The organism is Acinetobacter wuhouensis (genome assembly GCF_001696605.3).
In the GTDB taxonomy this organism is placed as follows: Bacteria; Pseudomonadota; Gammaproteobacteria; order Pseudomonadales; family Moraxellaceae; genus Acinetobacter; species Acinetobacter wuhouensis.
Genome location: NZ_CP031716.1, coordinates 3,105,295 through 3,125,500, shown reverse-complemented (window position 1 = coordinate 3,125,500; position 20,206 = coordinate 3,105,295). Strand labels below are relative to the sequence as shown.

The window sequence follows — 20,206 nt, the reverse complement described above, 5'->3', positions numbered from 1 at the left end:
ATGGAAGTCACCACAATTATTGGAATTGTTATTGCAGTAATCATTATCCTGATTGGATTGCGAATGGTGCTACGAAAGCCCAACGATGCTGCACCATCTTTAGAATCTGAATTGCATGTCAATGAAGACTGTAATCAACCTGTGATTCCACGTCATGTGCGTGATCAATTGCAGGCAGATCGTGAATCTAAAGAGCCAGCGCGCGTAGAGCCAAATTTAAATGCTTTAGATGCAGTTGAAGTTGCGGAAGAAAAGCAACAAAAGATTGATGATATTCAGGAAAATGCTACAACGAATTCATCGACAACTGAACATGTGGAAACCGTTAAAACATCTGTTGCAGATGAAGTTGTTACAATTGATTCAGTAAAAGCTTACAGTGAAAGCGCTACGGCAGAAGTAGAAACTACTGAATCAGTTAAGAATGTTGAAGTTGATACAGCGAGTCCCCTAGATACTCAATCTGTTGTGACTGTTGAAACGGCAGAAGCTAAAAAAGAAGAATTTCAGTTGAATCAGAATGTGGAAACGGCTGAAATTAAAGAATTTGATGAAGAAAGCAGTATCTTGGATGTACATTTAACAGCACAGCAAAAGTATGATGATGAAAGTGTATTATCGAATGCAGAAACCATCATTGCGTTGAATGTTTATCCAAATCCACGTAAAGCTTTGTCTGGTGATAAAACTTTAAAAATGTTGTTGAAATATGGTTTACGTTTTGGTGAGTTATCATGTTTCCATCGTTATGAGAGTCCTGAAGAGGAAAGTCATCTCTTGTTTTCTGTGTTGCGTGTAACAGAAAATGGTCCTGATGGTTTTGACTTAGAAAATTTATCAACTGAGCAAGTTCAAGGTTTAGCATTCTTCTTAGCTTTACCACATTCTGATGTGCAAAAAGGCTTTGATACGATGGTAAGTATTGCAGGTCTTATTGCACGTGAGATTGATGGTACGGTTTATGATGAAAATAATCTTGAGTTTACACCGCAGTTAAAAGAGCATTGGCGTCATAAGGCGATTGATTATCGCTCAGGGCAAGAAGCTTAATATAATGTTATGCTGAGAATTGTTTTATAATTGAGTGAAGCGAGATTTTGTATCTGTTGAATGGTTGATTAATAACTAAATGCATAATGGAAGTTCCCTCTCCTGAGCAAGTTTTAAAGCACTGCTTTAAAATGAAGCGCAAGTGAGGGTTAGGGAGAGGTTTTTATTTTGAGAAAATCCCCCTCATCCTCTTGCGGAGTTATCTTCTCATCCCTGAGGGAGAAGGGACTTTCAATATGAATTTCATTATCAATGAATACCTAATTTTAACTTTTCCAAGAGTTTTAATAGATACAAGCAATTTAGGCGGAGTTTTCCGCCTTTTTAAATGGTGAAATATTGTATGGAAAATAATCCTGTCGTGATGCAAATGCGTCAACTCATTCAACTGATTGCAAAGCATAATCATGCCTATTATGTGATGGATGAACCGAGCATTGAGGACAGTGAATATGATCAGCTATTTCACCAACTCAAAGCATTAGAGCAACAACATCCCGAATTAATCCAAGCGGATTCACCCACTAACAAAGTTGGCGGTAAGGCATTATCTAAGTTTGAAACCATTACCCATACCGTTCCAATGCTGTCTTTAGGCAATGTCTTTAATCAAGAAGAACTATTTGCTTTTGCACGCCGTATTGAAGAGCGTTTACCGAATCAAAAAATACAATATGACGTTGAATTAAAGTTCGATGGATTAGCAATTTCTCTTTGGTATGAAAATGGCGTCTTGGTTCGTGGCGTAACCCGTGGTGATGGTGAAACAGGGGAAGTGATTACCCAAAATGTTAAAACCATTCGTAATCTACCAAAAGTGCTTTCATCAGACAAAGTTGAAGTCCCACGTTTGTTAGAAGTACGTGGTGAAGTATTGATGCCTAAGGCTGGCTTTGAAAAGCTGAATGCTGAAAATGAAGCCAAAGGTGAAAAAACCTTTGCCAATCCACGTAATGCTGCAGCAGGAAGTCTACGTCAACTTGATCCCAGTATTGCGGCTTCGCGCCCATTGGCATTCTATGCCTATGGCATTGCGCAATGTGAACCAAATCACGGCATTCACTCCATGTCTGCAAGTTTGGAATGGTTGACCAATTTTGGTTTTGCAGTCGGCGAACGTCATTTTGTATGTGACAGTATCCAAGAAGTCCAAGAAAAATACGAGCAGATCAATCAAGAGCGTCCAGATTTAGCGGTTGAAATTGATGGTATGGTCATCAAAGTAGATGACTTACAACAACAACAAAAGCTCGGCTTTTTAAGTCGTGAACCACGTTGGGCGACGGCTTATAAATTCCCTGCAGTTGCAGCATTAACCACCGTTGAAAATATTGATTGGCAAGTCGGGCGTACTGGAACATTGACTCCTGTGGCACGTTTAAATCCTGTTGCTGTCGGTGGGGTAATTGTTTCCAATGTGACTTTACATAACATCGGTGAAATTCATCGTTTAGATGTTCGTGTTGGCGATACTGTCAGTGTTTATCGTAGCGGCGATGTGATTCCAAAAGTTGAAAAGGTTTGGTTGGAATTCCGTCCGAATGATGTGGTCGAAGTACATTTACCTGAAAATTGTCCTGTGTGTTCTTCACCCGTAGTCATGCCTGAAGGTGAAGCTTTGGCGCGTTGTTCAGGTGGTTTATATTGTTCAGCGCAACGGATTGAAGCGATTCGCCACTTTGTGTCACGTAAAGCCTTAGATATTGAAGGTTTGGGTGATCGTTGGGTTGAATCATTACTGCATCTTGATTTACTCAAAGATGTCGCTGATATATATCACTTACATGAGCATCGTGAGCAGCTACTCACGATTGAAAAAATGGGTGAAAAGTCGGTTCAAAATCTGTTTGATGCAATTGAAAATAGTAAGAAAACCACACTCGCTGCTTTTATTTATGCGCTCGGTATCCGTGGTGTTGGTGAAACGACTGCGCGTATGTTGGCAAATACGTTTCAGACTTTGGATGCAATTCGCAATGCGGATTTAGAATCATTGAAAAAGACCCCAGATGTAGGTGATATTACCGCTGAATGGATTGTCGATTTCTTTAATGCACCGCATAACTTAGAAGTGGTAGATCGTTTATTGGCAGCAGGGATTCATTGGGATGCGCCAATTGCACCAACGCGTCAGCCGTTAAATGGTGAAAGCTGGGTAATCACAGGGACATTGGCGACTATGGGGCGTGATGATGCGACACAAATGTTGCAAGCTTTGGGTGCGCGTGTGAGTGGTAGTGTGTCGAGTAAAACCAAGTGTGTAGTTGCAGGTGAAAAGGCAGGTTCTAAGTTAGAAAAAGCTGAAAAACTCGGAGTTGCTGTTTTGAATGAGCAAGAGTTTTTAGCTTTGATGGCGGAGTATGGGCAGGCTTAAGTAAGTTTGTATTGCTGATTGATTGGTTGTAAAGGTATAGTATTTATGCCTTTACAATACAATTTCTAAAAATGAAAATAATCAAAAAAATATTTCTAATCATTATGTTGGTGCTCTCAATAACTTCTGCTTTTGCGAAAACGGAATGTGATAACCCTATTATTTTAAAAATGCTTAAAGATGAATTCAGCCAATCCGTTGAAAAAAATTTAGATCTTTATTTTTATTATCGTCAAAAACTCTTTAATCCTTATTTTGCTGAATATATGGATGAAGAGAAAGAAAAGTTAGATGATTTGGCTCGATCACAAAAGTATAGTCCAGAAGAATTTAATCAAATATTAAAGGAAAAAATTAAGAATATTTATAAAGATGCGAACAGCAAGTTTATTGGTATTGTTAAGCAACAAAAAGTTGAGGAAGATGATTCTACATATCAATATAATCAAGCATTTGAAAAGTTATTAGACCCCTATATTGATTATCAATTGAGTAAACAACAACAAGCAATGATGAGGGAATATGATGGGGAAGAGGATGCAATGATCACATCACATTTTAAAACAGATCCAAGTGATGAAAAATTATTTGAAGAAATTGTGCAGAATAGTTTCAATATTCAATTTACAGACATACAGGAATTAAGTAAGGCGAAAGTATCAACTTTTGAAATTACATCTTGTTATATGACTTTAAATTTAAAGCAAAAAAATACGACAAAAAATGTGAATTTTAAATATTCAGTCTATTTTGATTCTTTGAGTAATGAAATGCCTCTTTTTCCATCGAATTTTTATATCAATGATCGTGAGAGTAATTTCAAAGAGTTGGGGCATTATTTGATTCAGGAGTATGGGAACTAAATTTTAATTTCAAATAGAAGCCATAAATATTATGGCTTCCCTTTTTGATATTCACTCAGTTTTAAGGAATATACTTCTTCACCACACCATCATCTAACAACTGTTGAAAATGCTCTGTTAGACTGGTTTCAATATTACGATAGTTCATACCCAATTCTTGCTTGCTCTTATTGGCATTAAAAAAGATCGGATAACCCATATTCTTTTCAATAAAGTCTTTTGAATATCCAAAGATAGGACCAATGAATTTAAATGCTTTTTTAGGCACTTGATTACGCGGGAACGGGAATTTTTGTCCGAAATGCTGACGTAAAATTTTCCCCATTTCCAATAAACTGAGTGAACCACCTGAAATGATATAACGCCCAGATGCATTGTCATTCAATGCTGCCAAAATATGCGCATCAGCCACATCACGTACATCGACAATGCCATTCCACATTGGCGGAACACCGAGCAACGTCATCCCATTGGCAAACTGTTCAAGCACTTCCACACTGCCTGATTGCGTATTCGCCGTGAGTGATGGACCAAGAACTAGGGCTGGATTAACACAGACCAAAGACCAACGATCTTGCGCCTCAGCCATTTCCCAAGCTTTACGTTCAGCCATGACTTTAGAATAAGGGTAGGGTTGATGAGTGGTTGAACTGGTGGTATTCCAATGCGATTCATCAAATTCATTATGTTCAGTATTTAAAATATCAACTGCATCGCCATAGGTTGAAGCAATACTTGACGTGACGACAACACGTTTGACCGATTCAGTTTTATTGACACTATTTAAAACATTTTCAGTCCCTAAAATCGCAGGTTCGATAATGTCTTTAACCGCATCTTTAAAGTTGGTGACGACAAAAGGTGAAGCCATGTGCAAAACAATTTCACAGTCTTGCATCGCTTCATCAAATGAACCATTTTCAAGTAAATTGGCTTTGAATAGCTTTAATGTACCTGATGTTTTTTCTGCGATTTTTTCTAAATGTGCAAAACTTGGTTTTTTATTTAAATCACGAACCGTGGCATGTACGGTATAACCTTGTTCGAGGAGTTTTTGAATCACCCAACTGGCAATATAACCTGTTGCACCCGTCACGAGAATTGGCGCTGATGTTTTTCCCTGAGACATCATCTTTTCCTTTCAATGTGGATTTCAATAAAGATTTAAAGTGAGCGATTTTTTCGATCTATATCACTGTTATTTGGCAGAGACCAATGGTTTGAATTTAATTAAATAATTCATATTTTCGCGCACTTTTATTTCTATTCATCTTAGTTTGAATAGATATGAATATCTAGTGAGATATGTGAAGAGGTGTGACTGGCAAGGAAACAGATTAAATTGGTTTAAATGCTAATAATTATCATTTATCGAGTTTTACTATTAAACTTAATTTAACATTAAAATTTACAATATTTAATAATAATCACAGTGTATATAATAATCATTCTCATTATGTCGGCTTGCATTTTTATGAATCATTTTTCAAAGAAGTTATTGGTCAATTCAATTACATCCGCAATTTTTGGGGTTGGATGTGTACAAACAATTTGGGCGAATGATACGACAACTTTGCCGACGATTACTGTAAATGCAGAACAAGAACAGTCAAAGAAAACTTTTAATAATGGTCGGTTATCACAAAGTGCAGATCTAGGTGCGTTGGGAAATAAAGAAGTTATTGATACTCCTTTCTCCTTTAATCAATATACAAAAGCAGTGATGGAGGATTTTCAATCAGCGACGATAGGAGATGTCCTCAAAAATGATCCGAGTGTGCGTGCGACAACAAACTCAGGACATTTAAATGAAAATTTTCAAATTCGTGGTTTTTCAGTAAATTGGGAAGATATGAATTTGAATGGTTTTTATGGTGTTGCACCGTCAGGACGAACTTCAACTGATATTTTAGATTCTATAACTGTTTTAAAAGGACCAAGTGCCTTAACTACGGGTATGTCGCCAACGGGTAGTGTTGGTGGTGTTGTTATGGCACAAACAAAACGTGCAGGTAAAGATTTAACTCAAGTTTCTGCAACATATGAAGATGGCGGTTACTACAAATCTGGCTTTGATGTTTCAAGACGCTTTGGACAAGACCGTGAGTTTGGGGTTCGTGCAAGTGGAAGTTATGGGCAAGGCGAACATCTTATAGATGGTATGGACGATCAAAATGCTTCAGGTGTTTTTGCTTTAGATTATACGACTGATCGATTAAAAGTGAATTTTGATGCGTATGCTGTACGTGATAAGCGAGAGAATGGTTCTCCAGCCATGATTTGCTTTACTTGCTCAAACCCGTCCTTAGGGATTACGGGATTAGGCACTGTGCTCAAAGCACCCGATGGTGATTCTAATTATTTCCAAAATTTACAGGGGCAAGAATCTAGCCAATATGCGGGTTTATCTGCTGAGTATAAAATCGTACCAGATTTTAAAGTATATGGTGGCGTAGGTTATGCTGAACGTGAGTATAGTGGGCATTTGTTTGGCACACGTATGATGGTTGGTAGTATTACTGGGACAAAAGGAAATGGATTAACTGGAAGTTATGCAGGCACTGATCATTATGCATTGGCGCAGTATTATCGAGTAGGTTCGCAAGAACATAATGTTGCCGCTAATTTAGGTTTTGAAGGTAAGTTTGCTACTGGCTCAATCAAGCATACCTTAGGCTTACGTGCAGATTATCTAACACGTAAATTTGATCAACATTATTCACCTGTTACAAAGTATTTTGTGACTAATATTTACGATACAAATGTTGGATCAGGTGTAACAATGCCTTCAACTTATCCAGTTGTAGGACCATATGGGGATAATAAGTACGTTAGTTATACATTAACAGATCAATTGTCGATGTTAGATGATCGCTTACAATTGATTTTAAGTGGGCGTTATCAGGATATTGATACCAAAAATTTATATAAGAAAACGCAATATTCATCAGACAAAGTTTCACCGAGTGTAGGTATCGTTGTAAAACCATTTGATGCAAATCTATCTTTTTATGCAAGCTATGTTGAAGGCTTATCTGAAGGTGTGACAGTGTCTGCCTTAACTTATCCAACAGCAACAAATCAAGGTGAAACATTTGAACCATATCAAACAAAGCAATATGAGTTAGGTAGCAAATTCCAGGTGGGTTCTTGGATGAATACACTTGCTTTATATCAAATAGAAAAGCCAGAAGTTTATTTGGATACCGTGACAAAAGCGGTAAAAGATGATGCACAAACACGATCACGTGGTGTGGAGGTATCTACCGCTGGAAATATAACTGATGATTTAAGTCTATTGGCAAATTTGGCTTATACAGATGCGGAATATACTAAATCAGGCACTGCCAATAAAACAGGTAAAACAGTTTACGGTGTTCCAGACTTTACAGTAGGTTTATCACTTGATTATAAAATTCCTCAAGTAGAGGGATTGAGTGTAAATGGGCGTGCAACCTATGTAAGCAAGCAATATTTAACCTCAGATAATAAGTACGAAATTCCAGATTTTACAATTGTTGATTTGGGTGCGAAATATGCAACTAAAATTGGTGGTGTTGCAACTACCTTTAGAGCAAATGTAAATAACATTGCAGATAAAAATTACTGGTCAGGCGTTTTTAATGATGCTTACGCAATTGTGGGTGAAGGGCGTACCTATAGACTCGGTGTGACTTTCGATTTCTAAAAAATGATTAGCCCTTTGTGATGCAGAGGGCTTTTTGCATTTTATAGATTGAGATTTGTATTAAATACATAGAGTGTATGGCAATGAAATTATTCGCAATATTTTTATGCTTTTTGGGGAGCGTGTTGATTTATAGCAGTCATGCCAATCAACAAATTTTTAAAACACCGCTTACAAAAAAATTCTTCTATTTGGGTGTCGTCCTAGTCTGTGTATCACTACCTATATTGATTTACGCATTGCCAAAATTGGTGGCGATATTGATGTGGTGTATGACTCTGATTGTGACTTGGTCTTTTATTCCCTTCATTCCCTTACTGAAAAGGTATATTCCGTATGAAGATGCGATCCGCTCAAAAGATACAACCTGATTGGTGGAGTAAAACTTTTGTCGGTTTATTTCTAGGATTAAGTTTTGCATTTGCCTGTTCTGCATTAATTACCATGTGGGGCATTGAACACATTGATCGTGGCGTTGCGCCACAACTCGGGATGTGGTCAATTCCATGGATTTGGTGTCCATTGTTTTTTATCGCCTATTTTATTCCACGTGGATGGCAGGCTTTTCTACTTTATTTAGGACTGAATATCATCGCTTATAGTCTTGTGTTTTGGTTGCGGAGATAGACATGAAAGTTCGTACGGACATGATCCGTTTAGCCAAAGAATTACATACTTGGGTGGGTATAACTTCAGGAATCCTCTTATTCATCTGTTTCTTTGCAGGTGGATTGAGTATGTTTCAACACGATTTGAGTCGTTGGGCATCTCCGCCTTCGCAAAATTTAGCCATGATTCAGCCGAATCAATATAATGAATTGGTAAGTAAAGTTCAGGCTGATTACCCTGAAACCTTAAAAAGTTTTCAATTGAACTTAAACTCGAAAGAATTTCATCAAGCACCCATTCAATGGAAAGCACCTGAGAAGAAAGGGCAAGATGATCATGATTTTGATACCCATCAAAATGCTATGCTTGCGACCTTAAATGCAGATGGTACTTTAAACGTTGAGCAGGAAAATCTCTCTAAACTCGGTTGGCTCATCGAACAACTACATGAAACAGCAGGAATTCCAGGCATGTTGGGACATCATGCATTGGGCGTTTATGTGATGGGTATTGTGGCGGTATTGTACTTTTTAGCCATCATGACGGGCTTGATTGTCTTGTTGCCTACATTGGTGAAAGATTATTTTGCGATTAGAAAGGGCAAAAACAAAAAACGTTTTTGGCTCGATGCGCATAATGTTGTCGGCATCACCAGTTTGCCATTTCATATCTTGATCAGTGTTTCAGTCATTGTATTTGCATTTCATGACTTATTTTATGATGCGATGGGGACCTTGGTCAGTAAAAACAAGCCGCTGTTTGAACGACCTGCCGCAGTCAAAATTGTAGATCCTGCACCGAAGTTGGATGTTGAAAAAGTTTTACAACGTATAGGCGAGCAGGCGCAAGGTTATCAAATCTCTTCAATTAGTTTTAATAATCTCGACAAGCCAGCGAAAGCCTCTGCCCGTGCCAGTGTGTATAGTCCAGATCAAATGCTGCGTGGGGAAAGTTTTGATGTGATGATGTTCAACCCCTATCAAACTCAAGCTTATAATACCAATAATTTAAATACCCATAGCAGTGCAATGGACAAAGTTATCCGCTCGATGTTCAGTCTGCATTTTGGTAATTATGGTGGAAATATTACCCGTTGGCTCTATGTGATTCTTGGGATTGGTGGGGCATTTTTATTCTATTCAGGCAATATTTTATGGATTGAATCACGGCTTAAACGGCAAAAAAATCCAAACTTAGCTCCACCGCAACAACGTAAAGATGTACGTTTTATCGCTGCATTGACTGTAGGTTCGTGTATCGGCTGTGTCGGTGCAATTACAGGTGGCATGCTGTTTGGGAAATGGAGTTTTGTCATTCAACCGAACTTAAACAGTATGAATCAGGTGTTGATGTATAGCTACTACACCATCTTTGTTTTTGCGGTGATTTATGCATTTGTTCGAGGTGCGGCAACGGCATTGCCACATTTATTATTAATGACTGCAATCCTGTTGTTTTTATTGCCTTTGACTTCGATCATTGCATTGTTAATACCTAATATTGGTTTATGGGCTTCACATGGAAGTTTGTGGTGGATTGATCTTATTGCCATTTTATTTGCTTTGGCTTTTTTGCGTTTCTATCAACAAGCACGGACCAGACAACAACATGCCGAGCTTGGATCAATTTGGTCAAATGTGAAAATTGAGCCGTAATTTGCATGTATCTTGCTTGAAATAAGAACCATTAGTAATGGTTACAAAATTAAGCAGTCGCAGATTTATACATAAATAAGCCTTTGCAATGTGAGCTAAACCTTGCAAGGGCTTATTTTTTATCTGAAAAATTTATGAATGTGACTGTAAATGCGTATGTTTCTCATTTTAAGTTTATAAAAATCATAAACTTACACATATTAAATTTTGCAATCCAGACTGAATGTGTTCATAATATCGTAAAAGGGTATGGAGTTTTTGAAATGCGTGGCAATCCAGAAGTTGTAGACTATCTAAACATGTTGATCGGTGGTGAACTGGCTGCTCGTGATCAATATCTTATCCATTCTCGTATGTACGAAGATTGGGGTTTAAGCAAAATTTTCGAACGCATCGACCATGAAAGTCAAGAAGAAGGCGCACATGCTGATGCGTTAATTCGCCGTGTGTTGTTCCTTGAGGGAACACCGAACATGGATCGTGATGATATTGAAGTGGGTACAGATGTGGTGACTTGCTTAAAAGCTGATTTGGCACTTGAATATCATGTACGTGAAAAGTTAGCGCAAGGCGTGAAGCTGTGTGAAGAAAAAGGTGATTATGTCACACGTGATATGCTTCGTCAGCAAATGTCGGATACTGAAGAAGATCATACGTATTGGTTAGAAAAACAAATGCGTCTAATTGAGTTAATTGGTCTACCAAATTATATTCAATCTCAAATGTAAGATGAATAAAACATCATTTTAAATCTGATGTTAAAAGCCTTTAGATGAATGTTTAAAGGCTTTTTTATTGGATATTGTCCGTCAGTTTAGTTTTTAAATCCTCCCCAACCCTCCTTTTTCAAAGGAGGGAGCTTTTCATTACTAAAAAATTATTTTAGTTACAAGAAGTTCCCCTCTTTTCCTTGCGCCATATATGGCTCAGGGTTAGGGGAGATTTTAGGAATTTTTCCAATAATTTTGCTTAACTGATCAGCATTCTTTTTATTGGCTACTTTTTAGAAAACTTTTGAATATCTGCTAAAACTTGCCCTGCATGGGTTTGTGTATTCACACTGCTATAGTGATAGGTCACAATGCCTTGTGGATCAATCAGAAAGGTTTCCCGTTTGGCGATTTTTGTAATACCAAGATTTCGAATAATCCCCAATTGACTTGCAAGTTGATGATCATTGTCAGCAAGGATTGGAAAGTTTAAACCTAATTTTTCAGAGAATTTTTGATGTGACTCGACATCATCTAAACTTACGCCTAAAACCACGGCATTATTTTTGATAAATTGTGGATAAAGCGTTTTAAATTGATTGGCTTCTTGGGTACAACCTGGTGAGTTATCTTTTGGATAAAAATAGAGTACGACCCATTTGCCTTTATATTGGCTGAGTTCATGCCATTTTGCATTTTGATCTTGTAATTTAAAGCTCGGTGCAGGTTTGCCTACCCATTGTTTTTGATCAGCATCGACTTTGGAAAAAATTGAGCTTTCAGCTTGGGCGAAATTAAACATGCCTAGTGTAGAAATGGAAAGTAGGCTGATACTCACGAGTTTAACAAATGTCATTACAGATATTTCCATACATTTAAGCAGTTTTGATCTTAGCAAATTTTAGATTTCATGCGTGATGAAAAATGTTGGTATTTATGATGGGGCAGATTTTAAGATGATTGGTATGAGACTATACTTTTTAATCGAAGAAAATTGCTATCGCGTTAAGCGACATGGATGTCGCCGTTAGACAAGGGTATCATGGATGTACCCTTTGTCTAACAGAGGATTTTTGTCACTTTTGATCCGTCAAAAGTGAGGCATTGCCTACGCAGTCTTAATTAAAATTAGATTGGAAAGTTAAGGCTGTGCTGAAAATAGTTAATCATTTTCATAATGGAATCACTTTGAATCAAAAAATTTTACTCATCACAGGTTGGGGCGGTGGTACTAAACTACTCAGCGCCTTACAGCAAGTTTTACAAAACCAAGGACATGAAGTTGAACTGATCAATATTTTCAATGCTTTGGACGATGTGGAATTACAACGCCAAACTGAAAAAGCCAAAGCGTTTGATGTGATCATCGGATGGTCATTGGGTGGACAGCTTGCGACATTATTGGTTGATCAAATTTCCAAGCAATATCAACAACACAAAGTGCTGATTACCTTAGCATCCAATCCATGTTTTGTTGCCAATGATGCGTGGCAAACTGCAATGCCACAAGCGACATTCCAAAGTTTTAAACAATCTTTTGAAACTGACGCTATTACGACCTTAAAGAAATTTGGCTACATGGTCTGCCAAGGCGTAGAAAGTACCAAAGCAGATTTTTTAAAGTTGCAAAGTTTGATTCAGGCACAGAAGATCGAGCTATTACAAGATGGGTTAAACTTGTTGGAAAATTTAAACTTTGTCAATATCCTGAAAAAATATGCAGGTCAGCAATATCATATCTTCGGAAAGCAGGATTATTTAGTTAGTTACAAAGTCTTGGAGAATCTGGAAAAATTAGATGCAAAGTTTTTTGAAGCGGAGTTAATCAGTGGCTCACATGGCTTGCCTGTTTTCCAAGTTGATCTAATCACTGACAAAATCTGCCAATATTTACAAAAAATAAAGCAAACATCCTGATAAGTGGTGCATCTCGCAATTTATTTATCATTCATGCAGGTTTAAGATCTGTAAAATAGATTTATTGCGATAAATGTTACATGGAGTTAAGGATGACCGATTCAAATACTGAATCAAGCCAAACGTTAGATGATTCGTTGAATGATCAACTCGGTGATCAGGCATTTGATCAACAACATATTTGGCATCCTTATACGTCTATGACCAACCCGCTACCGACGTTTAAAGTGAAAAGGGCACACGGTGCGATCATTGAACTTGAAGATGGTCGGCAGTTGATTGATGGTATGTCCTCATGGTGGTGTGCGATACATGGTTATAACCATCCTGAACTGAATCAGGCAGTGACAGATCAACTGCAAAATATGTCGCATATCATGTTTGGTGGCTTTACCCATGATCCTGCGATTCAACTTGGAAAATTACTACTCAAAATTACCCCACCAAGTTTGGATAAAATTTTCTATGCCGATTCAGGTTCTGTTGCCGTAGAAGTCGCTTTGAAAATGGCAGTTCAGTTTTGGTCTGCACAAGGCAAAATTGCTAAGACCAACTTTGTTACACCGCGCTCAGGCTATCATGGTGATACGTGGAATGCGATGTCGGTCTGCGATCCTGTTACAGGGATGCATCAGATTTTTGGTTCAAGTTTGCCCAATCGGATTTTTGTTCCTACACCACAAACCGCTTTTGATGAAGAATGGAATCCATCTGACACTGCTGAACTCGAAAAAACCTTAGCAGAACAACATGAAAACATTGCCGCATTCATCCTTGAACCAATTGTACAAGGTGCAGGCGGTATGCGTTTTTATCATCCTGAATATTTACGCCAAGCCAAACTGCTCTGTGAAAAATACAATATCCTGCTGATTTTTGATGAAATCGCCACAGGTTTTGGACGTACAGGCAAGCTTTTTGCATGGGAATGGGCAGGTATAGAGCCTGACATTATGTGCATAGGCAAAGGTTTGACAGGTGGTTATATGACTTTATCAGCGACGCTGACCACAAAAAAAGTAGCGGAAACCATCAGTCAGGGTGAGGCGGGTGTGTTTATGCATGGTCCGACTTTTATGGCAAATCCCTTGGCATGTGCGGTGGCGGTACGAAGTACAGAATTGCTCACTTCTCAGGATTGGCAAGCGAATATTCAGCGCATTGAACAGCAATTATCGAGTCATTTACAGCCTTTGGCACAGCTCGATTTTATCAAAGATGTGCGTGTTCTAGGTGCGATTGGCGTGGTGGAATTGACCTTTAACGTCGATATGAAAACCCTGCAACAAGAGTTTGTGCGCCGTGGGATCTGGATTCGTCCATTTGGCAAACTGGTCTATGTGATGCCACCTTATGTTATTTCCGAAAATGAATTAAAAACACTGTTAGAACAACTGGTTGAAGTCGTTAAAAATATGAAAAACGGTATGGAGAATGCATCGTGAGCCATTTACTGGAGCATTTTTCTACACAACTGGATCAACTGAAACAGCAAGGCAATTTCCGCCAATTTACCACCAATATTCAGCAAGATCGTTATATTCAAATCAATGATCGACGCATGTTGAATCTCGCATCCAATGACTATTTGGGCTTAAATTCTGATCCGCAATTGCGTGAACAGTTCTTTGATGAAACACCGAATGATCAACGCTGGATGAGTTCGACATCGTCACGCTTACTCACAGGAAATTTTCCTGAATATGAACAGCTTGAAGCGAGTTTAAGTCAGGCTTTTCATGGTCGTGCTGCGCTGTTATTTAACAGTGGCTATCACATGAATATCGGGATTTTACCTGCGCTTGCAGACAGTAAAACTTTGATTCTTGCTGACAAACTGATTCATGCAAGTATGATTGATGGCATCCGTTTATCCACAGCAAAATATGTGCGTTATCGTCATAATGATCTGGTTCATCTGACTCAACTTTTACAGAAATATCATGATGATGAAGCCTTTGAGCGTATCATTGTAGTGACTGAATCCATTTTCAGTATGGATGGTGATGAAACTGATTTAGCTGATCTGGTTCGCATCAAAAAGCAATTTGCCAAAGTCATGCTCTATGTCGATGAAGCGCATGCAATCGGTGTGCGTGGCGAGCAGGGTCTAGGCTGTGCGGAACAATATGGCGTGATTGATGAGATTGATCTTTTGGTTGGGACATTTGGTAAAGCGATTGCCTCAGTCGGTGGATATTTGATTTGTCATGCAATTATTCGGGATTACTTGATCAATGCGATGCGTCCATTGATCTTCAGTACAGCGCAACCACCGATCTGTATGGCATGGACAAATTTTATTTTTAAGAAAGTGCTGAATTTAAATTCACAACGTCAGCATTTACAACAGCTCAGCACATATTTACAGCAAGCTGTGATTAATCAAGGTTTTGATTGTCCTTCAAGTTCGCATATTGTGCCTGTAATTATTGGTGAATCTACAAAAACAGTGGCAAAAGCCAAAGCGTTGCAGGAGGCAGGTTTTTACATCATGCCTGTGCGTCCACCGACAGTGCCACAAAACAGTTCACGATTACGCATTTCGCTCACTGCACAAATCAAGCAATCTGAGCTTGAACAACTTGTGACTTTGTTGTGAACTGATGATGAATATTGCAATGAAAAATCCACAACATATTGATAAAACGCAAGTGGCGTTGCGCTTTGCACAAGCAGGGCAAAGCTATCCTGAACATGCCATTGTGCAACGTAAAATTGCACAGCAATTATTTGATTTAATAGCACAATACTGTCCTAAGCAGTTTAATCAGGTTTTTGAAATGGGTTGTGGTTCAGGTAATTTAAGTTATCTACTCATTGAAAATTTACAGATCAAGCATCTGATTTTAAATGATCTTTATTCAGAAGTTCAGCAGCATTTTCAGTCAGATCAGATTCAAACTCAGCAAAAGATTAAGTTCCTGATTGGTGATATTGAACAGTTGAATTTTCCTCAAAATAACGACCTGATTGCATCAAGTTCTGTTTTGCAATGGATGGGGGATTTAGAGGCAGTATTTGCCAAAGCACGACACAGTTTAAATCCTCACGCTTTGTTATGTTTTTCGACTTTTGGACAGCAGAATTTACAGGAAATTAAAGCTTTAACAGGGCAGGGTTTAGATTATTTAAGCCTTGATAATATTCAGGAAAAACTGCAACAGAATGGTTTTGAAATTCTGCATATTTCCGAACAGATTGAAGCTTTAAATTTTGAACATCCAAAGCAAATATTGCAGCATTTAAAAGCCACAGGTGTCACAGCTACAGCTTCAAACTTCCGTTGGACAAAGCAAAGTTTGCAGGATTTTTATCTGAATTATCAGCAGTTTTTAACACAGGATGAATTGGGCAAAGCGTCATATCCTTTGTCCTATCATCCGATTTATTGTATCGCGCGGAGAATGCTATGACAGGTTCAGTTTACTTTATCAGTGGAATCGACACAGGCATTGGCAAAACCTACACTACGGGCTATCTGGCAAAGTTATGGAATGCGCAAGGTAAGAAAACCATCACGCAAAAACTGATTCAAACGGGTAATGTGGATATTTCAGAGGATATCGAACAGCACCGTGAAATCATGGGCATGGGCTGGTTTCCTGAAGATGAAACGAAGCTAACCATGCCTGAAATTTTTACTTATCCTGCATCGCCACATCTGGCAACCAAAATCGATGGCCGTGAGATTGATTTTCAAAAAATAGAAAATGCGACTGCTCAACTTGCTGAAAAATATGAGGTTGTATTACTCGAAGGTGCAGGCGGTTTGATGGTGCCGTTAACCACAGAACTACTTACAATTGATTATGTAGCTGAGAAAAAATTGCCCGTGATTTTCGTGACTTCAGGGCGTTTGGGCAGTATTAATCATACAATCTTGAGTCTGGAAGCATTGAAAAGTCGTGGCTTGGAGCTCTATGCGCTTGCGTATAACTTAAAAGATCAATCTCAGGATGAACTGATTTCCAAAGATACTGCGGAGTATTTAAAAACTTATTTGGCTAAACATTTTCCAAACAGTATTTGGATGGATATTCCTGATATTTCTGTATAACTTGGCTGTTAAAAGAACAGAAGTTAGCTGAAATGCCTAGAATTTATTATAAATCTGAACAGCTTGCAGGGCAGGCATTGGATCAGACGATTTTGAGTTCATCTGAGTTTGATGAAATTTTCACTCAGGCTGAACATCGACTTTATGAATTTTCCACACCTGAAACTGGTTTTTTTCAGCGACTGTTTGGTAAAGACAACGCCTACTTTCGCTATGTGCAACTTTCTAAGGATGGTATTCCCTATACCACACGGGAAGGCAGTTTTTTTCTACCTGTTTCACTGATTTTTTATGATGTGGATGATGCCAATTTTCCTACACTGTTTTATTTTATTGCGAAACTGGGTGATCAGCTTGAACTTCGTCAGTGTCAGGCAGGTCAAGGTGTGCAATGGTTTCAGATTCCTGATTTACATGATGAAGTGACTGATCCGAAAATCATTCATAAAGTTAAAAACAGCCTGAGTGCTTTAAAGGAAAAAACAGCTATTGAGTTTGCAAGTCGTCCTTTGCTTGAGCAGTCAGAGGTAGAGGCGGATTTTGAAGAATGTTCTGAGGAATATCCTGAACTGGATGAGTATCTAAAACAGGCGTATGCGCAACTGGCTGAGATCTGTCTGAAACAGCATTCCCGTAAAAGTGTTGCACTTGATTATATTCATCAGATGAAAAATACAGATGATGATTTTTTCAGCAGTATCGGGCAGTTGATAGATGATTTATGGCAGGAAAATATCCGTTTATTTGTTTCTATGGACTGGAAGCAGGAAGTGACAGATCTGGAGTGGCATTTACAAAGTATGCTCAAGGATAACTGGCAACTAGAATTAGCATTGCCTGATCTTACTCTATTGGGTGACGATACCGTGGTTTCAGAGGATGGTGTTTTTGAGCAGTATCATCAGGTCTTGTTGAAACAGGGTTTAAAGTTGGGTTTTGTGGATATGGATTCTGACAGCTATGTATTTATGCTGCATCCTGTAGATGAAACAGAAACAGTGAAAAAGGCTGTGGAAACCATAGGTTATCGGTATTTATAGCCTTATTCAGCAGTCTAAAGTTACGAGGAATTCCCGTGATGAAATGACTAAAAATATGAGTAGCATAATGTTAATAGATCACTATTGTTTGATTATCAAAAATGAATGATATTGTTAGATATATAAGTATTTTATCAGTTTTTCTTTAATTGAATTGCATTTTTAGTGAAATTTTTTTAATCAAGTCGCATAATGAATCTGGATATCAAAATTAGACTGCAAATTTGAATAAAAGGTCAAAAGATGGGATATAAGGTTCAAATCGAATTATTCAAAGAATTCGAAATAAATTATTTAGATTTTGAAAGTAATTCTTCAATTCATATTCTGAATAGTTTTGATCAAATTAACTGGAAGCAACAAGCGATTTGGGGCTTTATGACAGAGAATCACGGTACATTTCCATTTTTTGAAATTGAACAAATCCAAACAGGTCGAAAAATAGGTGGTCTTTTTGTGACCTATACACCGAATGATTATAATTTTAATTGTCATACGGAGATCTATCAAAAACAGCCGAAATCACATTTATTTGGGTTATTTAAGTCAGAAATCATGCCTAGTTTTGACAATGAACAGACTCCATTTGATGTTTTTCGTACAGGTATTGAGCGTTTTTTACACGGCAATGATGCTGAAGTCGAGCGATTGTTAAATATTGAATATCCTCAACTCGGTGGAAGAAGATAGCCCTATATTTTTACATGTGCTGCGCGTTGTCTCGTTTTATCTTATTGAAAATTAATTATTATAAAATATAGTGCGACGTGAATACATACAGTTACATTAACCATAAAGTTATAACAAAATAGTCTTTTTAAAAAAGACAAAGTCATTTATATTTCATATCAATAGCGTAATTTTTATGCATTCAACGCTGTGTAATACAATAAACTGAAAATAATCAAGAGGTGAACCATGTCAGGATGGTATGAAATTAGTCAAGCAAAAGACGGTCAATATCGATTTGTGTTAAAAGCTGGAAATGGAGAAGTGATTCTGACCAGTGAGTTATACAAAGCAAAAGCTTCTGCACAAAATGGTATAGCATCAATACAGAAAAACAGCCCAGAAGATGCACGTTATGACCGCTTAGAAGCGAAGAATGGAAAACCTTACTTTAATTTGAAAGCTGCGAATCATCAAATCATTGGCACCAGCCAATTTTACTCAGGTGATGCTGCTCGTGATAATGGGATTGAATCTGTAAAGAAAAATGGACCCTCAGATAAAATTAAAGATTTAACGGTTGAGTCTTAATTGAAATCTAAAAGGGATAGGTCAAGAGTACATATCCCTTTTTTGCATAGGCTTTGTTGGTGAGAAAGGCATTGTGAATACTTTGTGTCATCTATTTAATAGAGTTATGTAAGAATTAATAAATTTAATTATAAAGTTAATATGAATAAAAAATAAAATTTATGCTGTTAATTTGCATCATTCTAAATAAATTCTAAATGATATTTTTAAGTTTGATTTGAAGATATTATCTGTCATTTAATTTAAGATTTTTTTAGTTTCTAAGTCTCTGTTTTTTAATTTGTAATTTTATATCGTACAGAATTTCTTAGTTTTGAATGTATAGGTAATTTTTTTCAAAATAATTATTAAAAAATAACACAAATATATTCACATAAATAAAATAAAATGATAAATTCATCACAAATAAAAATAACTGAGGTGTTTTTTATGAAAGTTGAAATCGATGGTAATCAAAATATTGCGAATGAAGTCATTTCACAAATTAAATTATGGGATGCCGCTGTCATTGGTCAAAAGATTGAGAACCTCGTAGGCAAGTGTGCTGATGATGTCAGTATGTTTGATGTTAGCTCACAACTTGATGGCGTAGATGAATATAAAAAAGAATGGGAAAAATTGAGCCCATATTTCAATGAACATATGCAAATCGTACGACGTGATATGAAGATTCATGCATCAGATGATTTGGCTGTATTGCATTGTCATTCAAAAGTTGAAAACGCTTTACTCAAAGATAAATTACAAATGCCTTGGTGTAGAACGACATTGTGTCTACAAAAGAAAGCAGGGCAATGGTTGGTTGTGCATCAACATATTTCTATGCCAATCGATATGGCGACAGGTAAAGCAATTGTACTTAAAGATAAGCCAAAATTGAGATTGGTGGTTTGATACCGAGAATTTTTTGTCTTTATCAGATAAGCCCTATTTAGGGCTTTATTTTTGTTGATTGATTGCCGATTTTTTGAAAAAATTAG

Annotated in this window: 18 protein-coding genes; 16 read left to right on the top strand and 2 right to left on the bottom strand. The window is 37.5% G+C overall.

The features are described 5' to 3' along the window. The 3 genes from BEN71_RS15530 to BEN71_RS15520 all read left to right on the top strand — a co-directional run bounded on the left by BEN71_RS15530 (position 1) and on the right by BEN71_RS15520 (position 4,287). Entirely contained in the window at positions 1-1,050 is a 1,050-nt protein-coding gene (locus BEN71_RS15530; RefSeq protein WP_068974118.1) for a cell division protein ZipA C-terminal FtsZ-binding domain-containing protein, read from the top strand. 343 nt (positions 1,051-1,393) lie between these two features. After that, entirely contained in the window at positions 1,394-3,424 is a 2,031-nt protein-coding gene (ligA, locus tag BEN71_RS15525; RefSeq protein WP_068974117.1) for an NAD-dependent DNA ligase LigA, read from the top strand. A 71-nt stretch (positions 3,425-3,495) separates the two neighbouring features. Beyond that, positions 3,496-4,287 carry a hypothetical protein gene (locus tag BEN71_RS15520; protein ID WP_152033049.1) on the top strand — a complete coding sequence of 264 codons (792 nt, stop codon included), beginning with the start codon at positions 3,496-3,498 and terminating at the stop codon, positions 4,285-4,287. Positions 4,288-4,348: 61 nt separating this feature from the next. On the opposite strand, the gene BEN71_RS15515 is transcribed toward BEN71_RS15520, so the two are convergent. Further along, a complete protein-coding gene (locus BEN71_RS15515; protein WP_068974115.1) occupies positions 4,349-5,416 on the bottom strand; it encodes an SDR family oxidoreductase in 1,068 nt (355 codons plus the stop codon). A 345-nt stretch (positions 5,417-5,761) separates the two neighbouring features. On the opposite strand from BEN71_RS15515, the gene BEN71_RS15510 reads away from it, so the two are divergent. The 4 genes from BEN71_RS15510 to ftn all read left to right on the top strand — a co-directional run bounded on the left by BEN71_RS15510 (position 5,762) and on the right by ftn (position 10,967). Then, positions 5,762-7,975 (top strand): TonB-dependent receptor, encoded by a 2,214-nt coding sequence (locus BEN71_RS15510; RefSeq protein WP_068974114.1) that lies wholly within the window; start codon positions 5,762-5,764, stop codon positions 7,973-7,975. A 336-nt stretch (positions 7,976-8,311) separates the two neighbouring features. Beyond that, entirely contained in the window at positions 8,312-8,602 is a 291-nt protein-coding gene (locus tag BEN71_RS15500) for a hypothetical protein (RefSeq protein ID WP_068974113.1), read from the top strand. 2 nt (positions 8,603-8,604) lie between these two features. Continuing rightward, the gene (locus BEN71_RS15495; protein ID WP_068974112.1) at positions 8,605-10,239 is read left to right on the top strand and encodes a PepSY-associated TM helix domain-containing protein; all 1,635 of its coding nucleotides are present in this window, start codon (positions 8,605-8,607) and stop codon (positions 10,237-10,239) included. A gap of 263 nt (positions 10,240-10,502) precedes the next feature. Continuing rightward, the gene (gene ftn / locus BEN71_RS15490; protein WP_068974111.1) at positions 10,503-10,967 is read left to right on the top strand and encodes a heteropolymeric bacterioferritin subunit Ftn; all 465 of its coding nucleotides are present in this window, start codon (positions 10,503-10,505) and stop codon (positions 10,965-10,967) included. Positions 10,968-11,235: 268 nt separating this feature from the next. Here ftn and BEN71_RS15485 read toward each other — a convergent pair whose 3' ends face one another. Continuing rightward, entirely contained in the window at positions 11,236-11,805 is a 570-nt protein-coding gene (locus BEN71_RS15485) for a peroxiredoxin (protein ID WP_068974110.1), read from the bottom strand. 332 nt (positions 11,806-12,137) lie between these two features. Between BEN71_RS15485 and BEN71_RS15480 the strand changes: the two genes are divergently transcribed. The 9 genes from BEN71_RS15480 to BEN71_RS15440 all read left to right on the top strand — a co-directional run bounded on the left by BEN71_RS15480 (position 12,138) and on the right by BEN71_RS15440 (position 20,120). After that, positions 12,138-12,866 carry an alpha/beta hydrolase family protein gene (locus BEN71_RS15480; protein WP_068974109.1) on the top strand — a complete coding sequence of 243 codons (729 nt, stop codon included), beginning with the start codon at positions 12,138-12,140 and terminating at the stop codon, positions 12,864-12,866. A 200-nt stretch (positions 12,867-13,066) separates the two neighbouring features. Further along, positions 13,067-14,311, top strand: a complete 1,245-nt coding sequence (gene bioA / locus BEN71_RS15475; protein ID WP_264757116.1) for an adenosylmethionine--8-amino-7-oxononanoate transaminase — start codon at positions 13,067-13,069, stop codon at positions 14,309-14,311. After that, complete coding sequence (locus BEN71_RS15470; RefSeq protein ID WP_171404998.1) at positions 14,308-15,468, top strand: 8-amino-7-oxononanoate synthase; 1,161 nt, start codon at positions 14,308-14,310, stop codon at positions 15,466-15,468. The genes bioA and BEN71_RS15470 overlap by 4 nt, the downstream gene beginning before the upstream one ends. Positions 15,469-15,487: 19 nt before the next feature. Next, positions 15,488-16,282: a malonyl-ACP O-methyltransferase BioC gene (gene bioC, locus BEN71_RS15465; RefSeq protein WP_068974137.1), complete on the top strand. Its 795-nt coding sequence runs from the start codon at positions 15,488-15,490 to the stop codon at positions 16,280-16,282. Next, on the top strand, positions 16,279-16,926 hold the full coding sequence (gene bioD / locus BEN71_RS15460) for a dethiobiotin synthase (protein ID WP_068974106.1): 648 nt from the start codon (positions 16,279-16,281) through the stop codon (positions 16,924-16,926). The genes bioC and bioD overlap by 4 nt, the downstream gene beginning before the upstream one ends. A 32-nt stretch (positions 16,927-16,958) precedes the next feature. After that, a complete protein-coding gene (locus BEN71_RS15455) occupies positions 16,959-17,966 on the top strand; it encodes a DUF6630 family protein (RefSeq protein ID WP_068974105.1) in 1,008 nt (335 codons plus the stop codon). Positions 17,967-18,209: 243 nt separating this feature from the next. Continuing rightward, a complete protein-coding gene (locus BEN71_RS15450; RefSeq protein ID WP_068974104.1) occupies positions 18,210-18,656 on the top strand; it encodes a hypothetical protein in 447 nt (148 codons plus the stop codon). A gap of 228 nt (positions 18,657-18,884) precedes the next feature. Continuing rightward, a complete protein-coding gene (locus BEN71_RS15445) occupies positions 18,885-19,226 on the top strand; it encodes a YegP family protein (protein WP_068974103.1) in 342 nt (113 codons plus the stop codon). A gap of 429 nt (positions 19,227-19,655) precedes the next feature. Continuing rightward, the gene (locus BEN71_RS15440; protein WP_068974102.1) at positions 19,656-20,120 is read left to right on the top strand and encodes a YybH family protein; all 465 of its coding nucleotides are present in this window, start codon (positions 19,656-19,658) and stop codon (positions 20,118-20,120) included. The last annotated feature ends 86 nt before the right edge of the window (positions 20,121-20,206 follow it).